This window comes from Nocardia sp. NPDC006982 (assembly GCF_042869435.1).
GTDB lineage: Bacteria > Actinomycetota > Actinomycetes > Mycobacteriales > Mycobacteriaceae > Nocardia.
Map to the genome: position 1 here is coordinate 78868 of NZ_JBIAFV010000019.1, position 20659 is coordinate 99526.

The window sequence follows — 20659 nt, forward strand, 5'->3', positions numbered from 1 at the left end:
TTGGCCGGCGGCCGACATCGATTCGCTGTAGTCAGTCTGTGCCGGAAACTCTCGCGGCCCTGCGTGTTCGAGTTCGCGACCACTCCTCGATTCCGGAGGAGCAATTCGACGGCCTCATCGAGCATGAAGCGTGGCCCGATGAGGCCGGGGAGTGAGGCCGGTGTCGGCGGCGCCGGTCTTACTGGTGTCGGACTGGTTCTGGTTCACGAGCGGGACAGTGCGTCGTCCGAGTCGCGGAACGGCGGTGAGAACATCGGCCCGGGATGGCTGGGGACCTCCGGTTGCCGCGCCGGCCGCAGCCTCCGGGCCAGGGCGGTGACCTGCTGCCGGATTCGTCCCGAGAAACCGTCCGGCTGGCGGATCGCGGCGTCGATCAGCAGGATGCCGGTGATGAGCTGGAAATAGCCGCCGAGATCGAAGAATTGGCTCAGGAATACGTAGAAGAGGCCGCCCGGCGCGAAGATTCCGGCGATCATCGCGCCCGTCATCGACGTGATACCGGCCAGATAGACGACCGCGAACAGGCTGAGCCCGATGAAGACGTCGAACGAGGGCGCCGCGACGCTGCCCGCCTGATACGCCATCAGCGATCCGCCGATTCCGGCGATGAACGAGGCGATGGCGAAGGTGACGAGTTTGAGCCGCGGCACATTGATCCCACCCGCTGCCGCGGCCCGGTCGTTGACCCGGACGGCGAGCATCTGCCCGCCGAGCCGGCTGCGCCGGATCGAGGCCACCAGCAGCGATACCAGCACCAGGACGACGGTCACCACGAGGGAGAATTCGACGCGGGGATAGGCCGCGCCGGATCCGAGGCCCAGATCGAGGCCGAACAGCCGGGGGCTGTCCACCCGCGCGCCGTTCACCCCGCCGTTGAAGCGGCTGTTGAGGAACCACACCGATTGCAGGGCCACCCCGGCGCCGAGTGTCACCACCGCGAGGTTGACGCCACGAATTCGCAAGGCGGGCAAGCCGATCACGACGCCGACCACGGTCGCGGCGAGCGCCGCCACGATGATCGAGAGTGGGAACGGGATGTGCCAGCCGGTGGTGACGGTGCTCAGGGTGAAGGCGCTGACACCTGCGAGCGACAACTGCGCGATCGAAATCTGCCCGATGTAGCCGGCGATGACGACCCAGGACAGCGCGATGATCGCCATCGTCATCGTGGTCATGAGACCGACCCGGTACTGCGCGGTCAGCAGATAGCTTGCCGCAGTGAGTATCACGAGTGCACCGACTGCCGTGGGGACGACCGCCCGCGGCAGCGGGGACCGCGGCAGCGACGGGTTGAAGACGAGTCCGCGCTGCGGAATGCTCCTGCCCCGCAGGAACAACACGATGATGATGATCACGACCGGGACCGCGTCGCCGAGGCCGGTGGACGGGAACCACGAGAAGGTCTGGAGTTTCGTGATCTCCGACTGGAGCGCGCCGATCAGCAGACCCGCCAGCAGCGTCGGGCCGACCGAGGACAGCCTGCCGACCAGTGCCGCGGCGAGGGCCGGCACGATGAACAGCGTGTAGCCGCCGGGGGTGAGCGGAACGATCGGCGAGATCAGGATGCCGGCCAGGCCGGTGATCACCGCGCCGATCACCCAGTTGAGCGAGGCGATCCGGTGTGGGGAGATCCCGACCAGCATCGCGCCCTTCTCATTGTCGGCGGCGGCGCGGGTGGTCAGGCCGAACCGGGTGAATCGGGTCATCGCCCACAGTGCGGCCGCGATCAGCACCACTGTGCCCGCGAGATACAGCCGGTCCTTGGGCAGGATGAAGCTGCCGCCACCGATCACGCCGGTGGGGAAGATCGCGTCGACCTGCACGGCCGCGGTTCCGTACCGGATGCCGATCGCGCCGGAGAGCACGATCATCACGCCAAGGGACGCAACGATTCTCGCGAGCGGCAGGGCATTCAGCAACCAGCGGAACACGATCCAGTACATCCCGAGGCCCAGCAATGCGGCCGTCACCAGTGCGATGGTCAGCGCCGGCCACAACGCCATCGGGGAACCGAGCGAAATCAGCTTCGGCAGACCGGGAATCGGGACGAAGTATCCGCCCTCGGCGCGCAGCGAGGAGTACACGTACGCGGTGTAGGTGGCCACCGCGCCGGTGGCGAAATTGATGACGCCGGAACTGCGATAGGTCTGCACGACGCTGATGCCCAGCGCGGCATAGATCGCACCTGCGCCGAGGCCGAGCAGCAGAAAGGTCAGGTATGTCACGAGATTGCTCCCAGCGGATCAGTCTGCTCGGCCGTGCTGCCGAGGTACGCCTGCTCCAGTAGTTCGGGATCCGCGCGGAGCGCGGCGGCGGATTCGGCCATCCGGACGTCGCCGTGGACGAGGACGACCGCGCGGTCGGCGATCTCCAGGGCCTGTCGAACATGCTGTTCAACGAGGATGACAGCGGCGCCGATATCGGTCGCGATCCGCCGGACCGCCTGGAGCACCCGGGCCGCGACCGCCGGGGCCAGGCCCATACTCAGCTCGTCGATCATCAGGATGCGCGGCTGTGATACCAGGCCGCGGGCGATGGCCAGCATCTGCTGCTCGCCGCCGGAGAGCGCACCGGCCCGCACGTCGAGCCGCGGCTCCAGCGCCGGGAAATACTCGAGCGCGAGGTCCAGCGCGCCGGCCGAGCGGCTGGCCACGCGCATGTTCTCCCGGACGGTCAGGGCGCCGAACAGCGCGCGATCGTCAGGCACGAAGGACAGTCCGCGCCGCGCCACCCGGTGTGGCGCCCGGGCCGACAGCGGTTCTCCGAGGATCTCGACGGCACCGCCGATCGGCGCTTGCAGGCCGGCGATCGTGGTGAGCGTGGTGGTCTTGCCGGCGCCGTTGGGCCCGAGCAGGGCGAGCACCTCGCCGGCGCGGGCCTCCAGGTCCAGCGCGCGGACGACGGCCTGTTTGCCGTAGCCGGCGTAGAGCTGCCGGCACCGTAACAATGTCTCCGTCACAGGGTTTCCTCCGCCGGCTCGGGTGCCGGTGCGCCGAGGTAGGCCGTCCGCACCGCGGGATGTCTGCTGATCTCGGCCGGGGTGCCCTCGGCGATCAGCGTGCCGAAGTCCAGGACGTAGAGGTGGTGGCACGCGCTGAGCACGAGATCCATATCGTGCTCCACGAGCAGGATCGAGGTTCCCGTCTCCGCCAGTGCGATCAGATGATCACGCAGCCAACGGCTTTCGGTGCTATCCAGCCCGGCGGCGGGCTCGTCGAGGAGTAGGACCGTGGGATCCCCGGCCATGGCGCGGGCGATCGTGACGATCTTGCGGTGGCCCTGGGAGAGATTCGCGACTGTGTCGTGCCGGAACTCCGACAGTTCGAAGCGGTCCAGCAGCGTGTCGATGTGGGCCGGCACCGGGGCGCGGCGGCCGAGCACCACTTCCCGGGCCAGATCCCAGCCCGAGGCGAACCGGCTGGCCAGCAGGTTCTGCTCGACGGTGAGATCATCGAACAGTTCGAGGGATTGAAAGGTCCGCGACAGTCCCGATCGTTGCCGCCGGTGTGGCCGGTAGCGTTCGAGTGGGTTGCCGGACAGCCGAATTCGACCGGCGGCCGGGACGAAGCCGGAGACGGCGTCGATGAACGTCGTCTTCCCCGCTCCGTTGGGGCCGATGAGGCCGGTGATCGCGCCGCCCTCGACGCGCAGGCTCACATCGTTCACCGCTACGACCGCGCCGTAGCGAACGGTCAGGTGTTCGACCGAGAGTGGCGCCTCGTCCTGGGAAATCGGTTGCGAGACAGGATTATTCATTCGACATACCGGTGTCGTGGGATTTCCGGGAGACATGAGAGGGCATCAGCGTCCTCCGCTGGTCGGTAATACTGCACATCGAATGTTTGTGTTAGCAAACACTCGGTCGCCTGGAGAATATCTTCGCCGATCGATGTATGTCAAAGGTCACAAGTGTCGTGAGTCACAAACCGTCCGCATGTCCAACGTCCGTCCTGATCCCCGGCGCTCGCTGACCGAGATTCACAGTTGCGCCGCAGCCGCTCACAGCGGCTGCGGCGCGGTGCTGTCGCCCGGTGGAGGTCTCCGGCTTCGCTCGACGCAGGCGAGTGAGCCGAATCGAATCCGGCCTTTGACCCCCCGGGGACCGGGTCGTAGTCTTTCTGCAACTGAATGGTCAACAATACAAACAGTGCTGTTTGGCTCTCGGGTATGAGTGAGGGGATCGCAGTGATTCGACGAACCGGTCACCTTCGATCCGGGTCGCCGGCCGAATCGGCGGTCTATCGGTCGGTCGCCACCCGGCTGCTGACCCTGTCCGGCCGGGTGGCCCGCCGATGAGCGCGGCCCGGCCGAGCGCGCGGCTCGACGGCGACGCCGGCGGTTTGGTGCTGCGCACCTGGCTGCACGCCGAGGGATTCGGTGACTCGGCATCCGCGCGTCCGGTGATCGGAATCTGTTCCAGCTGGAGTGAACTCAATCCCTGCAACGCGGGCCTGCGCGATGTGGCCGCCGCGGTCAAACGCGGCGTACTGCGCGCCGGTGGTCTGCCGCTGGAGTTCCCGACTATCAGCCTCGGCGAGAACTTCCTGTCGCCCACCGCGATGCTGTTGCGGAACCTCATGGCGATGGACGTCGAGGAGATGCTCAATCGCAGCCCGGTCGACGGGGTCGTCCTGCTCGGCGGCTGCGACAAGACGCTGCCCGCCCAGATGATGGGTGCGGCCAGTGCCGGGAAGCCGGCCTTGATCGTGCCTGCCGGGCCGAGGCTGGAGAGCCGGTTCCGAGGCCGCCCCCTGGTGACCGACGACTACTGGGACCTGTCGGCCGAACGTACCGCGGGCACCCTGCCCGCCGCGGAATGGGCCTGCCTGGAGACCTGTCTCAACACCTCGCCCGGCACCTGCAACGTAATGGGCACCGCCACCACGATGGCCATCGTCGCCGAGGCGCTGGGCCTGTCCCTGCCCGGCGCGGCCCTGATTCCGGCGGTCGACGGTCGGCGGCTGCAACATGCCGAGGCGACCGGATTCGCCGCGGTCGCCGCGGTCGCCGCCGGGCTGACGCCGGAACGCATCCTGACCCCGGGCGCGTTCGACAACGCGCTGCGGGTCGTCCTGGCGGTGGCCGGTTCGACCAACGCGGTCATCCACCTCGAGGCGATCGCGGGCCGGCTCGGGCTGCGGCTCGGGCTCGACCGGGTCGCCGAACTCGTGGCGTCTACCCCGGTACTGGTCGGCGTCCGGCCGTCGGGGCCGCATCTACTGAGCGAATTCGAACACGCCGGCGGCGTCCCCGCGTTGCTGCGCGGCCTCGTGCCCCTGCTCGACCGGGAAGTCCTCACCGTCACGGGCCGCACCCTCGGCGAATTGCTCGATGCCGCACCGGAACCCGACGGAACGGTGGTCCGCGCGCCGGCCGCGCCGGTGCGGGCCGACGGTGGCCTGACCGTCCTGCGCGGCTCGCTCGCCCCCCGCGGCGCGCTGATCAAGAGTTCCGCCGCCGACCGAACCCTGTGGCAGCACACCGGACCCGCACTGGTCTTCGAGGGCAAGGCCGACCTGCTCGCCCGTATCCACGACCCGGAGCTGCCGGTCACCCCGGACACCGTGCTGGTGCTGCGCGGCGCGGGACCGCGGGGTGGGCCGGGCATGCCCGAGGCGGGCGGTATTCCTGTGCCCAACAAGCTGTTCCAGGCCGGTGTGACCGATATCGTCCGAGTCTCCGATGCACGGATGAGCGGAACCCAGCGCGGCACCGTGGTTCTGCACGCCGTCCCCGAGGCCGCGATCGGCGGCCCGCTCGCTCTGGTCCGGGACGGGGATCCGATCCGTCTCGACATCGTGGCGGGCACTCTGGACCTCCTGGTCGATCCGGCCGAACTGGAGCGCCGAGCGGCGGATTGGCATGCCCCGGCCCCGACCGCTGTGCGCGGCTACGAGGCCCTGTACGTCCGCCACGTCCTCCAAGCCGACGAGGGTTGCGACTTCGACTTCCTCCGCCGCCCGGAAGTGCTTGCCGTACAGACCGATCCGATCTCGGACCTGGCCGCGGCGGACTGATCGATCGCGGGCAGCGGCGACCGCATCGGCCGAGGCATCGCCGAGCGGGTCGCACTGAGCGCACCGAGGGGCGCATCCGGTCAGCCGGTTTCGCCCATCCGGGCCCGAAGTGCGTGCAGCGCGGATTGTTTCGCCATCCGCACGTGGTGACGGGCTGCGTCCACCGCGCGGTCCACATCACGAGGCCGAATCGCCGCCATCGTCTGCTTGGCCTCGCGGCGGCTCTCCTCGGCCCGGCCGGGTGTCCGCATCGACAGGTTCCGGAGCATCAACAACGGAGATGCGCGATCTCGTCGCGGTGCCGGTCATATGTCGAAATTCGGCATGCGGGCACAATCCGATGCTCGAGCAGCCGCTGGCCTTGGTCACCGTGCTGCGCGCTCTGCTGTCCACCTGGTTCGCCGGCGATTGACGGTAGCGGCGACCGACGCGGGCGAAACCTGCTGGAGCAGAACCGGTTCGGGTCGGGATCGGGCGGTGGTGGACGACGGCCCGGGCCCGGCCGAATCACGACGGGTCGCCGAGGCTCTGGAAGAACTGCGAAGTCGGCATCGCCCAGCCGTTCTGGCAATCATGCAAGGCCATAAGACTATTAAGCGTCCAACCGTTTGCTATAGCGTTCGATAAATGGAGTGGCTAACCCCGAGTTCGGGCATCCGTTCCGGACTGATCGTGCTGGCTCGACCGGCTGGACGCGTGGACTGTGAAGTGTTCGTGCGTCCTGTGAAATCCTGACCCTATCCGAACTTCTCCACTGGTGCTGAGGATTTCGCTCGGTGACTTGAGGTGTGCGGGGAAGTCGATCGGCGGATGGATCGATTGTGACCTTTGACATTTCCAGGATGTGACCGTAGTCTCACTGCAATCAGTTGATCGACACTGCGAACACGCTTCTGGCGACTCGGGGCTGAGTGGAGGGCACGTTATGCGTCAATCGGGATCTGTCTCATCGCACCCGGAACCGGATGGTCTGGTCACCGCCGACGGACCGCTGGTCGCGGATGCCAACGGCTGCCCGATCGGCGTGCACTTCGGCAGCGAAGGCTTCAACGAGCAATTCCATGCCGCGTTGCAGGTGCTGCGGGACCGCGCGCCGATCGCGGCCGATCTGAGGCTGGAGAACACGTACTTCATCTCCCGCTACGCGGATGTGTGGCAGTTGCTACAGGACTGGCAGGTTTACTCGTCCGCTCAGGGGGTCGCGGGAACTGCGGGTAGCAAGAACCGGCTGTTGCCGCTGGAGGCCGACCCGCCGGAGCACACTCAGTGGCGTCGGCGCCTCAACCCGTTCCTGTCCCGGGATCGGATGCGGGCCAAGGTCGATGCGATCCGGCGGATCGCCGATGAACTGATGGAGCCCCTGTTGACGGGCGACGAGGTGGATCTCGTCGCTGGATTCGCCGCGGCATTGCCCGCGCGGGTGTTCTTCGCCGAGATCATGGGGTTACCCGTCGACCAGGCGGCGCAGTGTGTCGAGATCGTCGAGCGAGCTGTGTTCTCTCACGACCCGGCCGCCTCCGCGGCCGGCTTCGCCGATCTGGAGGGTTTCGTTCGGCCGTTGGCCGCCGCAGCCGTCGAGCGCCCGGAAACCGACGACATAGTGAGCGCGGCGGCGCACACTGTGATCGATGGGGAGCGCGCGCCGCTGTCCGATGTGGTCTCGGTGCTGGTGATGCTCGTCCTGGGCGGCTTGGAGACGACCTCGGCGGTGCTGGGCGGCATATTGCGCCAGCTCGCCATCGAGCCGGGCCTGATCGCCGAACTGCGCTCCGAGCCGACATTGCGCGATTCGGCGACGGAGGAGTCGTTGCGGATGTTCACGCCGACGACCTACCTCCGCCGGACCGTGACCTGCCCGATCACTGTGCACGGCAAAGAACTACATCCCGGAGATAAGATCGAACTCAGCTATGTGTCGGCGAATTTCGACGAGACCGAATTCCCGGATCCGGACCGCTTCGATGCCGATCGCAGGCCCAATCGTCACCTGGCCTTCGGGGTCGGCATGCACCGTTGTATCGGCTCCCACCTTGCGCGGGTCGTACTACACACCGCGCTGTCGCTGGTCGTCGAACGAGTCGATCGGATCGACGTGCTCACCGAAGCACCGCAGTACCATTCGGTGCCGACTCGCGGCCTGGTATCGCTGCCCGCCCGCCTCACCCGACGTTGAAAATGTAGGTAGCCCGCACGAATCCGAGTTGACAACCGCTCGGTGGTGCCAGCTGAGTAGGCTGGTTGCTCGGTCTGGCTGTCGGCGCATCGGCGAACTGGATGCGAGGTGCCACCCGGCTGTCAGCCGAGCAACTGTGTTGCAGTCGGTTCGGCCATCTTCGCCCGAAGTGCCCGCAGCGCGGACTTTTTCGCCATCCTGATGTGGTGTCGGGCGGATTCCGCCGCGCGGGCGGAGTCGCGAACCTTGATCCATGTCAGGGTTTGCTCGGCCTCCAGCCGGCTCTCCGCGGCTCTGCCCGGCGAGCGGATCGAGAGATTCTGCGTGATCGCGATCCGAGTTGTGATCGGCTCGAACAGCCGTCGCAGGAGTGTGTTTCCCGCGCTCGCGAACCGAATTTCGTCGTGGTTCGACAGCGGGGTGCCAGCGTTGTCCCTGGCGCCGGGTGTGTCCGCGAAATGCCGGACGAGAGCGGCGACCTGATCGTCGGACGCGTTGGCGACGAACAGTTCGACGACGGCGCTTCCGAGGTGTTCCCGGCAACCGGGCTCGGACTCGCGGAAGTGGACTCGACCGCACGCCCGCGCCCTATGCGGAGGAATCGGTCGGTGGCACCTCCGATGTGGGTGACGTGAGCAGGCTGGTACCCACGATGGGAGTCGGGATGACGGCGCTGCCGATCGGCGTACCCATCCACACGTGGGCGGGCGACCGCCGCCTGCGGATCGCCGGCGGCGCACAAGGCCGCGATGGGCGCCGCGCGGGCCCTGACGACGTTGGCCTGCGACATCTTCACCGATCCCGTTCTGCGACAGGCATTCACCGACGAGCACCGGGCGCGGATCGCCACGAACCCGTACCGGCCGTTAGTCGGGGCATGAGTGTGTGTCGTCGGTTCAGGACCGGAACAGGAATGCGTGGTAGTCGTTTGCCGCCACGTCGTCGCAGATCGTGCGGTAGGCGCCGACTCCGCCCGTGTAGGGCATGAGCACTCGGGGTTTGCCGGGGATGTTGGCGCCCATGTACCAGGAGGCGGTGGCCGGGTACAGCGTGACTGCCGCGACCTCGTTGACGTGATCGACCCAGCCGTCCTGCGCGTCTGGCGCCGCCTCGGTTCGGCGGAAACCTTGGTCGGGCAGATAATTCAGATGACCGTCGATCCAATCGACATGCTGCTCGATCGAGACGACCACCTTGCTCAGGACCGACGGACTGCCAGGTCCGGTGATGGTGAACATGTTCGGGAACCCGGCGACGGCGAGGCCGAGATACGTTCGGGGACCGGCGCTCCACTGTGTCCACGCAGATCCGCTTGGCGCCGATGGGATGATCACGCGGGCCGGAATGCTGAAATTTCCGTCGTCCCGCGAAATCGACGGGTTCGTGCGGCCATTGTCCCGTGTGGTACAACTCGCCGCGGAACGTGTCGAGCCCCGGGAATTCCGGGACCCGCACGGCTGACAGGCAGCCCACCGCGGTCAGCAGGAACCGGCTCGAGACCTCTGCGCCGGACGCGGTCCTGCGCCGGATACCGCTCGCTCCATGCGCAATCCTGCTGCAGTTGCTCGTCGAACGTGTAGCAGTAGACGAGACTTTCGACGTCGCACCGGGCTCCCTGGGTACCGATTCCAGTACCAGGTGCCGCCGACATCGTCGCCGGTCTCGAAGATGTGCGCCGAAAATCCCGAGCGGCGCAACTTCTCGAGCATGTACATGCCGGCGAAACCCGCGCCGATGATGCTGACGTCGTGGTCCAGGGCGGGGTAGGTCGCTTCGACCGGGCGTGGCAGTGTGGCCCTGGTCCAGACACTCGACGCCGGAACCAGGGCCTCCGACCGGTCGCCGAGACCGATCAGTTCCCGTTGACGAATCGGGAGCCGGCCCCCAGCTCGAGGTTCTCGACACCGTTCGGCTTCCATGTACCGGTGTACCCGTTGATCGCGCAGATCGCGGGCATGCTGGGGAGTGCCTTGCCATCGCAGGTGAATGTCGTCGACGGTCCCATCAGGAACTGGTGGATTCCGCCGGCCTGCAGCGCCGAGATCAGGCCTTCGCGGGTCGGTCCGGTGGGCGACTTCGGAGCCTTTCGCATCGCTTCGGCGATGTTCATGATTCCCTGGAATCCGTCGATCGCGAAGCTGTCGGTGAGAAATTGGCCGCCGCCGTGCGCCTTCATCGCGTCCGTGAACGTCTTGACATCCGGATCGCCGGGGTTGGGCACATCGGAGAACTGGTTGATGTAGACGTTCTGCTTCATCGATCCGACCAATGCCGAGTTCGCGTTCGACTTGCACTGACCGGGGACGTAAAACGGCTTGTCGAACCCGGTCGCGAGTGCTGCCTTGAACGCGGCGCCACAGGTGATCGCGTCGGAGATCAACACGACGGCGTCGGGGTGCTGCTGCTGCACGGCGGTCAGCGTCGGTGTCAGGTCGGGCGAGGGGTAGGGGACCGGGTAGCCGGTGTAACCGATTCCGTTCTTCGTGTAGAGGTCCTGAGCGAGGTTGTAGATCCCGTTGACTACCGCGGGGACGTTGACGTAGATCACGGCGACCTTCTTGACGCCCCGCTCCTTCATCTTCGCACCGTTGGCCGCCACGGCAGTCTGGCCATTGGCATTGAAGATGTACGCTTTGCCTTCTGCCTTCAGCACGTCTGCGGTCGCGCCGAAGTTACTGACGATCGGCACGCCTGCCTTCGCCGTGACAGCGATGACATTGTTGTCGTCCGCCAGCGTGCCGGTCGCGACGGCGATGGGATTCGCGGCGGCGGCCTGGTTGGCGCAGTTGGTTGTGCTCGCCGGGGTCTCGTCGGTGAAGCACGTATCGAGTTCGAGCGGGTGACCGTCGATTCCGCCGTGTTCATTGATGTAGGCGGTCGCGGCTTTGGCGCCCACCGTCTCCTGGGGATAGCTGGCGCCGGTGGTGGCTCCCTGCGCGTTGATGAAGAAGAGCTTGACCGGAGGCTGAACGTTCGCGGTGGCCTGCGACGTGTTGCCGGAGTTGTCCGATGCTCCACCGGATTCGGTGGACTTGCCACACGCTGTCAGAGCGACTACCAGACAGAGCCCGATGGCTGCGGCGACGCCGCCGTTGCGTAATTTCACTGGTTCTCCTGATTTGTCGAGGACGTGTGGACTTCGAATACGAAGTGGCGCTTGCTGATTGGTGTCGCGATGCCGCCCCGGAGCTGCGCCGGCGCGGGTGGCGGGTCATCTCGCGGCGTCTGTATCAGGCGTTTGCGAGAGCCTGCAGTACGTCCGCCAGTTCTGCGGGGCGCGAAACGAACGGGGAGTGCGAGCTTCCCGGTAGCTCGACCACCGCCGCAGCGATTCGTTCGGCAGCGCTCCTGCTCCACTCGGGGCTGACGGCTCCGTCTTCGGTACGGCGTGTAATCCCTCTCCTGCAGCACGGGAATCAGGCGCTCGTAGCACGCGGCGCGATGACAGCCACCATGCAGCAGGGCGAACGTGATGGTCATCGATGTCCTTCTGAGTTGAAGCCTGGGACGAAACTACGTGACCTCCACCACAGTCTGTCAAGACTTTTGTTCGCTAAAGTGACTACTTGTTTGGTAGTGCAAAGTGGAGGTAGCATCCCGGTGTGACTAGCCTTGATACGCAAAGCGCTTCCCGGCCGCGGTTTTCCGATCGAGATACGGTGTTCGTCGACGGGGAGTGGGTCCCGGCCACGGGCGATCGGACGTTCCAGGTCATCGATCCGTCGACCGAGGAGGTCGTGGCTCGGGTGCGTGAGGCCTCTGCCTCAGACGTGGCTCGCGCGGTCGGTGCGGCGCGGGCCGCGTTCGACGGTGGGCCGTGGGCGGCGTCCTCCCCGGGTGAGCGTGCGGACATTCTCGACGTGTTCGCCGATGCCTTGCTCGCCCGATCCGAGGACCTGGCGCAGGCGGGTACCGCCGAGATCGGGATGCCGATCACGATGTCCCGGCTCGCCCACAGCGACGCCGCGATCGGGTATCTGCGGTACTACGCGGAGATGGTGCGGACGTTCCCGTTCCGGGATGACCGCCCGCGTCAGGACGGCAAGGTGACACGCGTGCTGCACGAGCCGGTCGGCCCGGTCGCCGCGATCGTTCCCTTCAATGGTGCCTTTCCGGTCGCGTGCATGAAACTCGCGCCGGCGCTCGCGGCCGGCTGCACCGTCGTTCTCAAGTCCTCGCCGGAAACCCCGCTCGCCGTCAATATTCTGGCGGAGGTGGCGGGTGAACTCACCGCTGCGGGGGTGCTGCCCGCAGGTGTCGTGAACGTGGTCGTCGCGGATGTGGAGGGGAGCACCGCGCTCGTGGCGGATCCCCGCATCGACAAGATCACCTTCACGGGCAGTACGGCGGTCGCCCGGCAGATCGTAGCGACCGCAGGCGAACGGATCGCCCGCGTCACACTCGAACTCGGCGGCAAATCGGCTGCTCTGGTGCTCGACGACGCGCCGTTGGACGAGACCGTCACGTCGTTGCTGCTTGGTGGGCTGATCAATTCGGGTCAGGCGTGTTTCGGCCTCACCCGGGTGCTCGTGTCGGAACGTCGCCGGGACGAGCTCGTCGACGCGATGAAGGCCCAGCTGGCCTCGACCTTCGTCGTGGGTGACTCGCACGACTCGAACACCACATTCGGCCCACTGGCCGGGCCGCGCCACCGTGACCGGGTCGAAAGCTATGTCGCGCTGGCGATCGAGGAGGGGGCGCGGGTCGCGGCAGGTGGGATCCGTCCTGCACACCTGCCGCGCGGATTCTTCTTCGAGCCGACCATTCTCGTGGACGTCGAGAACTCGATGCGGATCGCGCAGGAGGAGATCTTCGGTCCGGTTGTCAGCGTCATCACCTATCGGGATGTCGATCATGCCGTGGCCATCGCGAACGACAGCCCGTACGGGCTCGGCGGCGCGGTCTTCTCGGCGGACGCGGAGCAGGGGTTCGAGGTCGCTCGCCGGCTACGCACGGGGACGGTCTCGCTCAACGGGTTCGTCGGGGCACACGTCACGACCCCCTTCGGTGGATACAAACAGTCGGGCCTGGGCCGTGAAGGCGGTGCGGAGGGCCTCCTGCCGTTCCTCGAGGTCAAATCCGTGCACACGCAGTTCTGAGCATTCGGCATCGCCGTCGAATCTGTTGCGACGGCTGTGAATACGAATACAAGTGCCCGCGGGCCGACCGGCCCGCGGGCACTCGTATCGCTGGTGGTCAGGGCTTCCAGGTCACGGGGAGCTCGTCCACTCCGTAGACGACCGCCGAATCGCGGAACGTCAATTCCTCCGGCGCGACGGCGAGTTCCAAGGTGGGGATTCGCTGCAACAGTCGGCTGTACGCCTCCTGCATCTCCATTCGGGCCAGCGGTGCGCCGAGGCACTGGTGGATCCCGAATCCGAACGACAGGTGGTGCCTTGCCTCCCGGGACACGTCGAGCCGATCCGGATCGCCGAAGATGCCCGCCTCGCGGTTGCTCACATCGCTGGCCGCGATGATGCCTTCGCCTGCTTTGATCAGCTGTCCGCACACCTCGACGTCCGTCAGCGCGACGCGGCGTCGCCCGGTGTGCACGATTGTCAGGAACCGCAGTAGTTCCTCCACCGCGTTCACCCATGGTTGCCGACCGGCCGAGGTGACCAAGCGCTGGAACTGGCCCGGGTGTCGCAGCAGGGCCAGCACCCCGAGACTGATCATGCTGGCGGTCGTGTCGTGTCCTGCCAGCAGGAGTTGCAGTGCGATTGCCGCTGTCTCCGACAGGGTGTACCTGCCGGCCCGGTACTGCTCCTCGATGAGCGCTCCGAGCAGGCCCTCGGGTGGGTTGTCCGCCACGGACCGGATCAGATCGGCCATGTAGTCGCGCAACGAGATGATCGCTGCCGAACTCTCGGCGGCCGACGAACTCGTGGAGACCACGGTCTTCGCGGTGGCCTGGAAGAACTCGTGATCGTCGAACGGCACCGACAGCATCCGGCAGATGACCAGGGATGGGATGGGATGGGAGAAGGAGCCGACGAGATCGACCGGCGGCCCGGCCTCCAGCATTCGGTCGATCAGCCCGTCGACGATCGTGGCGACGTCGTCGCGCAGCGATTCGACGCGCCGGATGGTGAACGCGCCGGCCATGGTCCGGCGCAACGTGCTGTGTTCGGGGTCGTCCATCGTCATCAGGGGCCTGGCCCGTTCGAACCAGGTGGCGGTCGCCGGCGAGCTCTGCGGAAATCCCGCCAACCGGATGTCGGCGCTGAAGCGGTCGTCGGACAGCACTTTTCGCTGGTCGTCGTATCCGGTGATCAGCCAGGGAGTGCTGCCGTCCCACAGGCGGACGCGGCTGATCCGAGCATGGTCGCGTAGTTCGATCATGCCCGGCGGTGGGGCCAGCGGGTCCTGCGTGCTGCGCGGCATCGGGAAGGCCGGACACCGCGTCGGATCCGTTCCGGTGACGAAGTGGGTATCGGACATGCTGCTCCTCCTGTCGGCGGCGTTGCCGCGCCGCCTCGTGGTGGCCGCGGAGGGGCCACGTCGTGAGGACATGAGTGCCCGGAACGAGGCGGACTGTGCCAACCATCATTCAAAATAGCAAATCGAAATATGTAATATCGAGCGATCTATCCACCCGTCGTGCGGGCCGGCGCGGTCGGGACATCGGCACCGAGATGTTCAGCGGTTCTCGGTCTCGGAACTGTCCAATGGGATGACCGCCGACATCGCCTCGTCGAGGAGCGTCGACATGGGGACCGAGCCTTCGAGGGTCAGCCACATCTGCTGCACCGCCTCGTAACAAGCCAATGCCGAGCCCGCGATCGCAATCGCTCGGAGGTCGTTCTCATCTCGACCCTGAGGATCGAGGTGCGGCAATAGATGGGGGACGAGCAGATCCCGCCACTGGGCTCGGCGCGCCGTATAGCTTCCCATCAGCGAACGGGTCTCGTTCATCATTCGCAGCCGGATGATCGACCGCTCCGGCTCCGCGTCCATCCGATCGGTGATCAGGTCGAACGCCCGGCGCAGCGACTGCCAGGGGGACTCTGTGACGGGACGGGCCGCCAATGCGTCGGCGAGCTCCTTCCCGATCGCTTCCTGATTGTGCAGGACCACGTCCTCTTTGGAGGCGAAGTATCGGAAGAAGCTTCGCTTGGACAGTCCGGCGGCCTGCGCGACTTCCTCGATGGTGGTCTCGTCGTAGCCCTGCTGTGTGAAGAGCGTCATCGCGACCTCGGTCAGTTGGGCTGTCACGGCCTGGCGTGTCCGCTCTCGCAGCGATATCGAGCTCGTCATCGGCCAAGGCTAGCACTGCCTCTTTTGGCACTCGGTGACCAGATCGGCATTGGAAGGCGAACCTGGCGTCAGAAGGTCGATCGGAGACGCGCGCTGCCCGGGTCCAGGCCTTTCGCGCAGTCTCGGCCAGGCGTGAGCAGGGCCGGGTTTGTCGCCAAGGTCTTGACACTCGATGCTGCTTTAGGCATAGAATGTCGATATCGGCTCCCGATGCTCAGCCACGACGATCGGCAAGCCAGTGAAGATTCGACAGTCGACAGCGGATCGCCACCTGTGTCCCGCGGGTGGGCGGATGGATGTCGGACAGCCCCTCGACTGCAGCAGCATTCAGCGCATATCCGAGATCGGTGGTCGTCGTCGAAACGGGCTGTTGGGCAATCGCAGTCCGAGGAATCAGTGAGGAACCAGAAGATGCGCATCGAAATCAAACCCCACGCCTGCATCGGCTCCGGGCAGTGCGTAGTCGCCGCACCGGACGTATTCGACCAGAACGAGGACGACGGACTCGTGATCGTGCTGGACGAGAATCCGTCGGAGGGCAAGGAGCCCGAAGTCGAGCAGGCGGCACTGGTATGCCCTGCCCGGGCGATCTTGCTGAGTAACTGAGACTCGTTGGCGGAGAACGAAAGTAGCAGGAGACGCAACTTGAGTGCAGAGTTGGACTCGCAAGTGGATTTGGCCTACGACATCTGCCGGCACATCGAACGTGCATCGTTCGGTGACCTCGACGAGGAGACCGTCCTCACCACCAAACTGAGCCTGATCGACACGGTCGGCGTCACGCTGGCATCGACCGGTCTGACGCCCGGAGTCGACGCCTATCTCGAGGTCGCCGAGATCCGGGGCGGTGCGCCGGAGTGTTCGGTGGTCGGTTTCCCGAATCGGCTGTCCGCCCCGAATGCGGCGTGGCTGAACGGTGCGCTGGTACACGGATTGGACTACGACGACCTCGTACGGGACGTCGGCTACCACCCGAGCACGCCGACCGTGCCGACCGCGCTGGCACTGGCAGAGCGCTCCGGCCGGGTGGACGGCCGGCAGTTGCTGACCGCGATCGCACTGGGCAACGACCTCGGAGTTCGGATCGCGGCGTCGGTGACCAACGGCGGAGCATGGTTCGGCACCCCGGTGTTCGGCGTGTTCGCCGCGACGGCAACGGCATCGAAGTTGCTGGGCCTGGACGCGGAACGCACGCACGCGGCGCTCGGCCTGGCCTACATCCGGGCCGCCGGAACCCTGGAGATGCGCTGGAGCGCCAACTCCAACATCGCATCGTTCAACGGCGGCGCCCCCAACGAGACCGGTGTGCTGTCGGCATTGCTGGCCGAACGCGGTGCGGGCGGGATCGAGAACGTCTTCGAGGGCCGCGGCGGTCTCTACCCCGTCTATTTCGGCAACGACTACGACCGCCGGGAGGTCCTCAGCGATCTCGGCAGCTACTACCGTGGCGTGGAAGCGTCGTTCAAGGTGTGGCCCGCGTGCGGTGGCTCCCATCCGGCCATCGACGCCGCGTTGCATGTGTTCGGGGACAACAAGATCGACCCGGCAACGGTCTCCGAGATCGTGGTCGCCACCACGGGCGGCACCTACGGGCTGTGCGTTCCCCTCGAGGTCCGGCGGCACCCGCCGACGCCGATGGACGCCAAGTTCTCCATTCCCTATTCGATCGCCGTCGCCGCGGTCCGGGGCAATGTGACCCTGGAGGATTTCGCCGCCGAGCGGCTGCAGGACGAGGAGATCATCTCGCTGACCGAGAAGATCACCGCGGTGGACGATCCGAGCCTGGCCATCCGCAAGGCCGCGCTGCCCGCCCGGATCACGGTCACCACCACCGATGGCAAGAAATACGAATACCGCTGCGACCAGCCCAAAGGGGTGTGGCCGCACAGTCGCCTCACCAGCGACGAGATCATCGACAAGTTTGTCGTCAACGCCGCGTACGCGCGAACTCCGGTCGGTGAGAAGGCCGCGCGCGCATTCGCGGAGCGGGTGCTGAACCTGGAAGACGACACGGACACCGCAAGTTTGCTGAAGGAACTCGCCGAATGAGCACATATCAGGGCAAAACCGCCGTGATCACCGGCGCCTCGTCGGGTATCGGCGGCGCCGCGACGGAACTGCTGGTCGCCGCTGGCGCGAATGTCCACGCACTCGACGTGAAGGACGTCGGCGCGGCCGTGACGAGCAGCCACCACGTCGACCTGCGCGATCCGGCGCAGATCGATGCAGTCGCCGCCGAACTGCCGGACCGAATCGATGTGCTGTTCAACTGTGCCGGCCTGCCCCAGACCTTCGGACCGACCGATGTCATGGCGGTCAACTTCCTCGGATTGCGGCACCTGACCGAAACTCTCGTTGGGCGAATCCCGGCCGGTGGCGCTATCGCGAACATCGCCTCCGTCGGCGGGCTCGGCTGGCCGGATCTGGCCGAACCGATCCGCGAGTTGCTGGATACTCCCGATGTCGCGGCCGGCAGGAAATGGATTGCTGAACACCCGGCCGAGGTGGACACCGGTTATCGCTTCTCCAAGGCCTGCGTGATCATGTACACGATGTTCCGCAGCGCGGAGTTGATCGGTAGGGGCGTACGCATCAACAGCATCAGCCCTGGCGACACCACGACCCCGATGACATCGGAATTCCGCAAATTTTACGGATCCGAGTTCTGGGACAGTCGGGAGCTTCCGGCCGGCCGGCCCGCGACCCCCGTCGAGCAGGCGGAGGCACTGCTGTTCCTCAACAGCGACGCGGCCCGCTACATCTCCGGTATCAACCTGATCGTCGACGCGGGAGCAACGGCCGCCCGTCTGATGGGGCAGGTCGCGACGCCGCAGGGAATGCCCGGCACCAGCGGTATCCGCTGAGTCCCAGACGAGGAGCACCATGACGAACGAAGCAACCGACAGCACCACGGTGGCCGGATGTCCCGCTTATCCCACCGCCCGGGACCGCTGTCCGCTCGATCCGCCGGCCGAATTGGTCCGGATCCAGCAGGAAACACCGATCACCCGGGTGGCCTTGTGGGACGGCAGCACTCCGTGGTTGTTCACTCGGTACGACGATGTCCGCGCGATCCTCTCGGATGCCCGGATCAGTGCCGATACCTTCCATCCCAATTTTCCGCACATGAGCGCCGGCATGAAGGCGCGGCAGTTGCGCGGGAAGACGTTCATCAACACCGATGGCCCCGAACACGCCGAGCAGCGCCGCAAACTCACCGCGGACTTCATGGTGAAGAAGGTCGAAGGTCTGCGGCCCAAGGTGCAGCAGATCGTCGATGGGCTCATCGATGACATGCTGGCCGGCCCCAAACCCGTGGATCTCGTGGAGGCGCTGGCGCTGCCGGTGCCGTCGCTGGTGATCTGCGAACTGCTCGGTGTGCCGTACACCGACCGCGAACTGTTCCAGCGACTGGCCGCCACGATCAACAGCCAGAGTGTGCCACCGGAAGAGGCTGCGCAGGCCATCACGGATCTGCTCACCTACCTCGAGGATCTGATCGAGCAGAAGGCCGCGAATCCGGCCGACGATCTGCTGAGCCGTCTCGCGGTCCAGGAATACAAGGCCGGCCACATGACCCGTGACGAGGTCGCGAAGATAGCGCGCCTGCTGTTGGTCGCGGGGCACGACACGACGGCCAACATGATCGCGCTCGGCACCGTCGCGCTGCTGTCCAACCCGGGCGAACTGGAGCTGTTGCAGAACACCGACGATCCGAAGGTGATCGCCGGCGCCGTCGATGAACTGCTGCGATACCTGACGGTCGTGCACATCGGCCGCCGCCGGGTCGCCGCCGACAGTTTCGAATTCGGCGGCGAAGAGATCCGGCAGGGCGACGGCGTGATCGCGGCAGCGGAGATCGCCAATCGTGATCCGGATGTGTTCCCCGATCCGGACCGCCTCGATATCACCCGAAATGCCAGCGGGCACATCGCCTTCGGTTTCGGTCCGCACCAGTGCCTGGGCCAGTCGCTGGCCCGCCTGGAGTTGCAGGTCGTGTACGGCACGTTGTATAAACGCATCCCGACCCTCGCACTGACCGAGCCGATGGAGAAGCTCGATTTCAAGGGCGAAATGGCTGTCTACGGAGTCCATGAACTCTCGGTGACCTGGTCGGACTGAGAGCACCGATGGCCCGGAATTCCGGCACGACCGGTGCGGGATGGCGTTTCCGTATGGACTCGAAATGCATTCGATCGTGCGCACAGCGGACCTGCTACTTGTACGCAGGAAGGACGAGCTGTGTCACCCATCGAGGGAAGATTTGCTCGACTAACAACTGGTACTGACTAACAGTTATCAGTCGGTAACACTTTATCGGGTGCGAACGGCGCCGAGTCCGAGGTGTAACGAGGGTCGCTATCACCGCGAGGGGGTGGCGTCGGTCATGGTGGGCATGATTGCGTGCCATCGCCGCAATCGCTGACAGGCGGCATCACTCGCCGCCCGGACCATCACAGTGTGTTGGGGGGTCAGGCTTTGGTGTGGGCTCACCGGGTTCACGCGGTTGTGTTTCTACGAATCGGACGGGGTCGAACGAGGAGATTCGCCAGGCGCCGTCGGACCCGGTCCGCGTACGGCGCGAGAGCGACGGCGACGGCTTGGGAACGAGCTCGTCGGGACCCGGGACTCGGCACCGGCATAAGAGCTGGTCAGCAAGATCGAACCGCCGCACCCGCCGACGACGAGGTGCGGTGCCGCGACCGTGACGGTGTTCCATACGCCGACCACATTGGTGTCGATGACATCGCGGAATTCCTGCGGGCTGATCGCGTCCCGCGGGTCGGGAACGCAGATTCCGGCATTTGCGATGACGACATCGAGTCGGCCCAGTTCGGCGACTGCGGCATCTGTTTCGGCGCGCAGAGTGTCGATATCGCGCACGTCGGCGATGGAGGTGATAACTCTGCCGCCCCGTTCCTTTTCCAGGCGCGCTGTTTCCTTCAGATCATCCGGGGTGGGGAGTTGCAGGGCACGCCAGGCGGGGGCCGGCCAGGTCCAAAGCAATGATGTCGGCGCCGTCACTGGCCAGCCGCGCTGCGTGCGCCCGGCCTTGGCCGCGCGCCGCACCGGTGATGAGCGCGACTTTGCCCGCTACGCGTCCTGCCATGGCGGGTTCCTTTCATGGGTTTGTTCGTGCCAGATTCCGGAGAGTTCGGCCGCCGTGGATGAACAAGAGCCCCGGGAACTCGCCCTCGATCCCGGCGGGGCG

The 20659-nt window shown here is 66.1% G+C and carries 16 protein-coding genes and 2 pseudogenes; 8 read left to right on the plus strand and 10 right to left on the minus strand.

Going from position 1 to position 20659, the window contains the following annotated elements; genetic code table 11:
* Nucleotides 1-203 precede the first annotated feature (203 nt).
* The 3 genes from ACFYOW_RS42090 to ACFYOW_RS42100 are packed head-to-tail and all read right to left on the minus strand — an operon-like array spanning nt 204 to nt 3756.
* Nucleotides 204-2225, minus strand: coding sequence for an ABC transporter permease (locus ACFYOW_RS42090; protein ID WP_387296429.1), 2022 nt, complete (start codon nt 2223-2225; stop codon nt 204-206).
* Entirely contained in the window at nt 2222-2959 is a 738-nt protein-coding gene (locus tag ACFYOW_RS42095) for an ABC transporter ATP-binding protein (RefSeq protein WP_387296431.1), read from the minus strand. Before ACFYOW_RS42095 ends, ACFYOW_RS42090 begins: the two co-directional genes overlap by 4 nt.
* The gene (locus tag ACFYOW_RS42100) at nt 2956-3756 is read right to left on the minus strand and encodes an ABC transporter ATP-binding protein (RefSeq protein ID WP_387296433.1); all 801 of its coding nucleotides are present in this window, start codon (nt 3754-3756) and stop codon (nt 2956-2958) included. Before ACFYOW_RS42100 ends, ACFYOW_RS42095 begins: the two co-directional genes overlap by 4 nt.
* Nucleotides 3757-4292: 536 nt before the next feature.
* Between ACFYOW_RS42100 and ACFYOW_RS42105 the strand changes: the two genes are divergently transcribed.
* Nucleotides 4293-6017 carry a dihydroxy-acid dehydratase gene (locus ACFYOW_RS42105; protein ID WP_387296434.1) on the plus strand — a complete coding sequence of 575 codons (1725 nt, stop codon included), beginning with the start codon at nt 4293-4295 and terminating at the stop codon, nt 6015-6017.
* 80 nt (nt 6018-6097) lie between these two features.
* On the opposite strand, the gene ACFYOW_RS42110 is transcribed toward ACFYOW_RS42105, so the two are convergent.
* Nucleotides 6098-6286 (minus strand): FCD domain-containing protein, encoded by a 189-nt coding sequence (locus ACFYOW_RS42110; RefSeq protein ID WP_387296436.1) that lies wholly within the window; start codon nt 6284-6286, stop codon nt 6098-6100.
* A gap of 11 nt (nt 6287-6297) precedes the next feature.
* Here ACFYOW_RS42110 and ACFYOW_RS42115 point away from each other — a divergent pair, with 11 nt between their 5' ends.
* Nucleotides 6298-6429, plus strand: coding sequence for a hypothetical protein (locus ACFYOW_RS42115; RefSeq protein WP_387296438.1), 132 nt, complete (start codon nt 6298-6300; stop codon nt 6427-6429).
* Nucleotides 6430-6942: 513 nt separating this feature from the next.
* Nucleotides 6943-8190, plus strand: a complete 1248-nt coding sequence (locus ACFYOW_RS42120) for a cytochrome P450 (RefSeq protein ID WP_387296440.1) — start codon at nt 6943-6945, stop codon at nt 8188-8190.
* Between the two features lie 122 nt (nt 8191-8312).
* Here ACFYOW_RS42120 and ACFYOW_RS42125 read toward each other — a convergent pair whose 3' ends face one another.
* The 3 genes and pseudogenes from ACFYOW_RS42125 to ACFYOW_RS42135 form a co-directional block, all read right to left on the minus strand.
* Nucleotides 8313-9023 (minus strand): FCD domain-containing protein, encoded by a 711-nt coding sequence (locus ACFYOW_RS42125; RefSeq protein ID WP_387296442.1) that lies wholly within the window; start codon nt 9021-9023, stop codon nt 8313-8315.
* Between the two features lie 63 nt (nt 9024-9086).
* Nucleotides 9087-9947, minus strand: a pseudogene (locus ACFYOW_RS42130) (flavin-containing monooxygenase).
* 95 nt (nt 9948-10042) lie between these two features.
* On the minus strand, nt 10043-11296 hold the full coding sequence (locus ACFYOW_RS42135; RefSeq protein ID WP_387296444.1) for an ABC transporter substrate-binding protein: 1254 nt from the start codon (nt 11294-11296) through the stop codon (nt 10043-10045).
* Between the two features lie 496 nt (nt 11297-11792).
* Here ACFYOW_RS42135 and ACFYOW_RS42140 point away from each other — a divergent pair, with 496 nt between their 5' ends.
* Nucleotides 11793-13289, plus strand: a complete 1497-nt coding sequence (locus ACFYOW_RS42140; protein ID WP_387296446.1) for an aldehyde dehydrogenase — start codon at nt 11793-11795, stop codon at nt 13287-13289.
* Between the two features lie 97 nt (nt 13290-13386).
* On the opposite strand, the gene ACFYOW_RS42145 is transcribed toward ACFYOW_RS42140, so the two are convergent.
* On the minus strand, nt 13387-14631 hold the full coding sequence (locus ACFYOW_RS42145) for a cytochrome P450 (protein WP_387296448.1): 1245 nt from the start codon (nt 14629-14631) through the stop codon (nt 13387-13389).
* A 198-nt stretch (nt 14632-14829) separates the two neighbouring features.
* Nucleotides 14830-15447 carry a TetR/AcrR family transcriptional regulator gene (locus tag ACFYOW_RS42150; RefSeq protein ID WP_387296450.1) on the minus strand — a complete coding sequence of 206 codons (618 nt, stop codon included), beginning with the start codon at nt 15445-15447 and terminating at the stop codon, nt 14830-14832.
* A gap of 411 nt (nt 15448-15858) precedes the next feature.
* On the opposite strand from ACFYOW_RS42150, the gene ACFYOW_RS42155 reads away from it, so the two are divergent.
* Genes ACFYOW_RS42155 through ACFYOW_RS42170 form a run of 4 tightly spaced genes read left to right on the plus strand, consistent with a single transcriptional unit; the run spans nt 15859 to nt 19569 of the window.
* Nucleotides 15859-16053, plus strand: a complete 195-nt coding sequence (locus tag ACFYOW_RS42155; protein ID WP_387296452.1) for a ferredoxin — start codon at nt 15859-15861, stop codon at nt 16051-16053.
* 39 nt (nt 16054-16092) lie between these two features.
* Nucleotides 16093-17496 carry an MmgE/PrpD family protein gene (locus ACFYOW_RS42160; RefSeq protein WP_387296454.1) on the plus strand — a complete coding sequence of 468 codons (1404 nt, stop codon included), beginning with the start codon at nt 16093-16095 and terminating at the stop codon, nt 17494-17496.
* Nucleotides 17493-18311, plus strand: coding sequence for a coniferyl-alcohol dehydrogenase (locus tag ACFYOW_RS42165; RefSeq protein WP_387296455.1), 819 nt, complete (start codon nt 17493-17495; stop codon nt 18309-18311). The genes ACFYOW_RS42160 and ACFYOW_RS42165 overlap by 4 nt, the downstream gene beginning before the upstream one ends.
* Before the next feature lie 19 nt (nt 18312-18330).
* Nucleotides 18331-19569, plus strand: coding sequence for a cytochrome P450 (locus ACFYOW_RS42170; RefSeq protein ID WP_387296457.1), 1239 nt, complete (start codon nt 18331-18333; stop codon nt 19567-19569).
* Between the two features lie 513 nt (nt 19570-20082).
* Here the strand turns inward: ACFYOW_RS42170 and ACFYOW_RS42175 are convergent.
* Nucleotides 20083-20557: pseudogene (locus tag ACFYOW_RS42175) on the minus strand (SDR family NAD(P)-dependent oxidoreductase); the annotation flags it as partial.
* Nucleotides 20558-20659 lie beyond the last annotated feature (102 nt).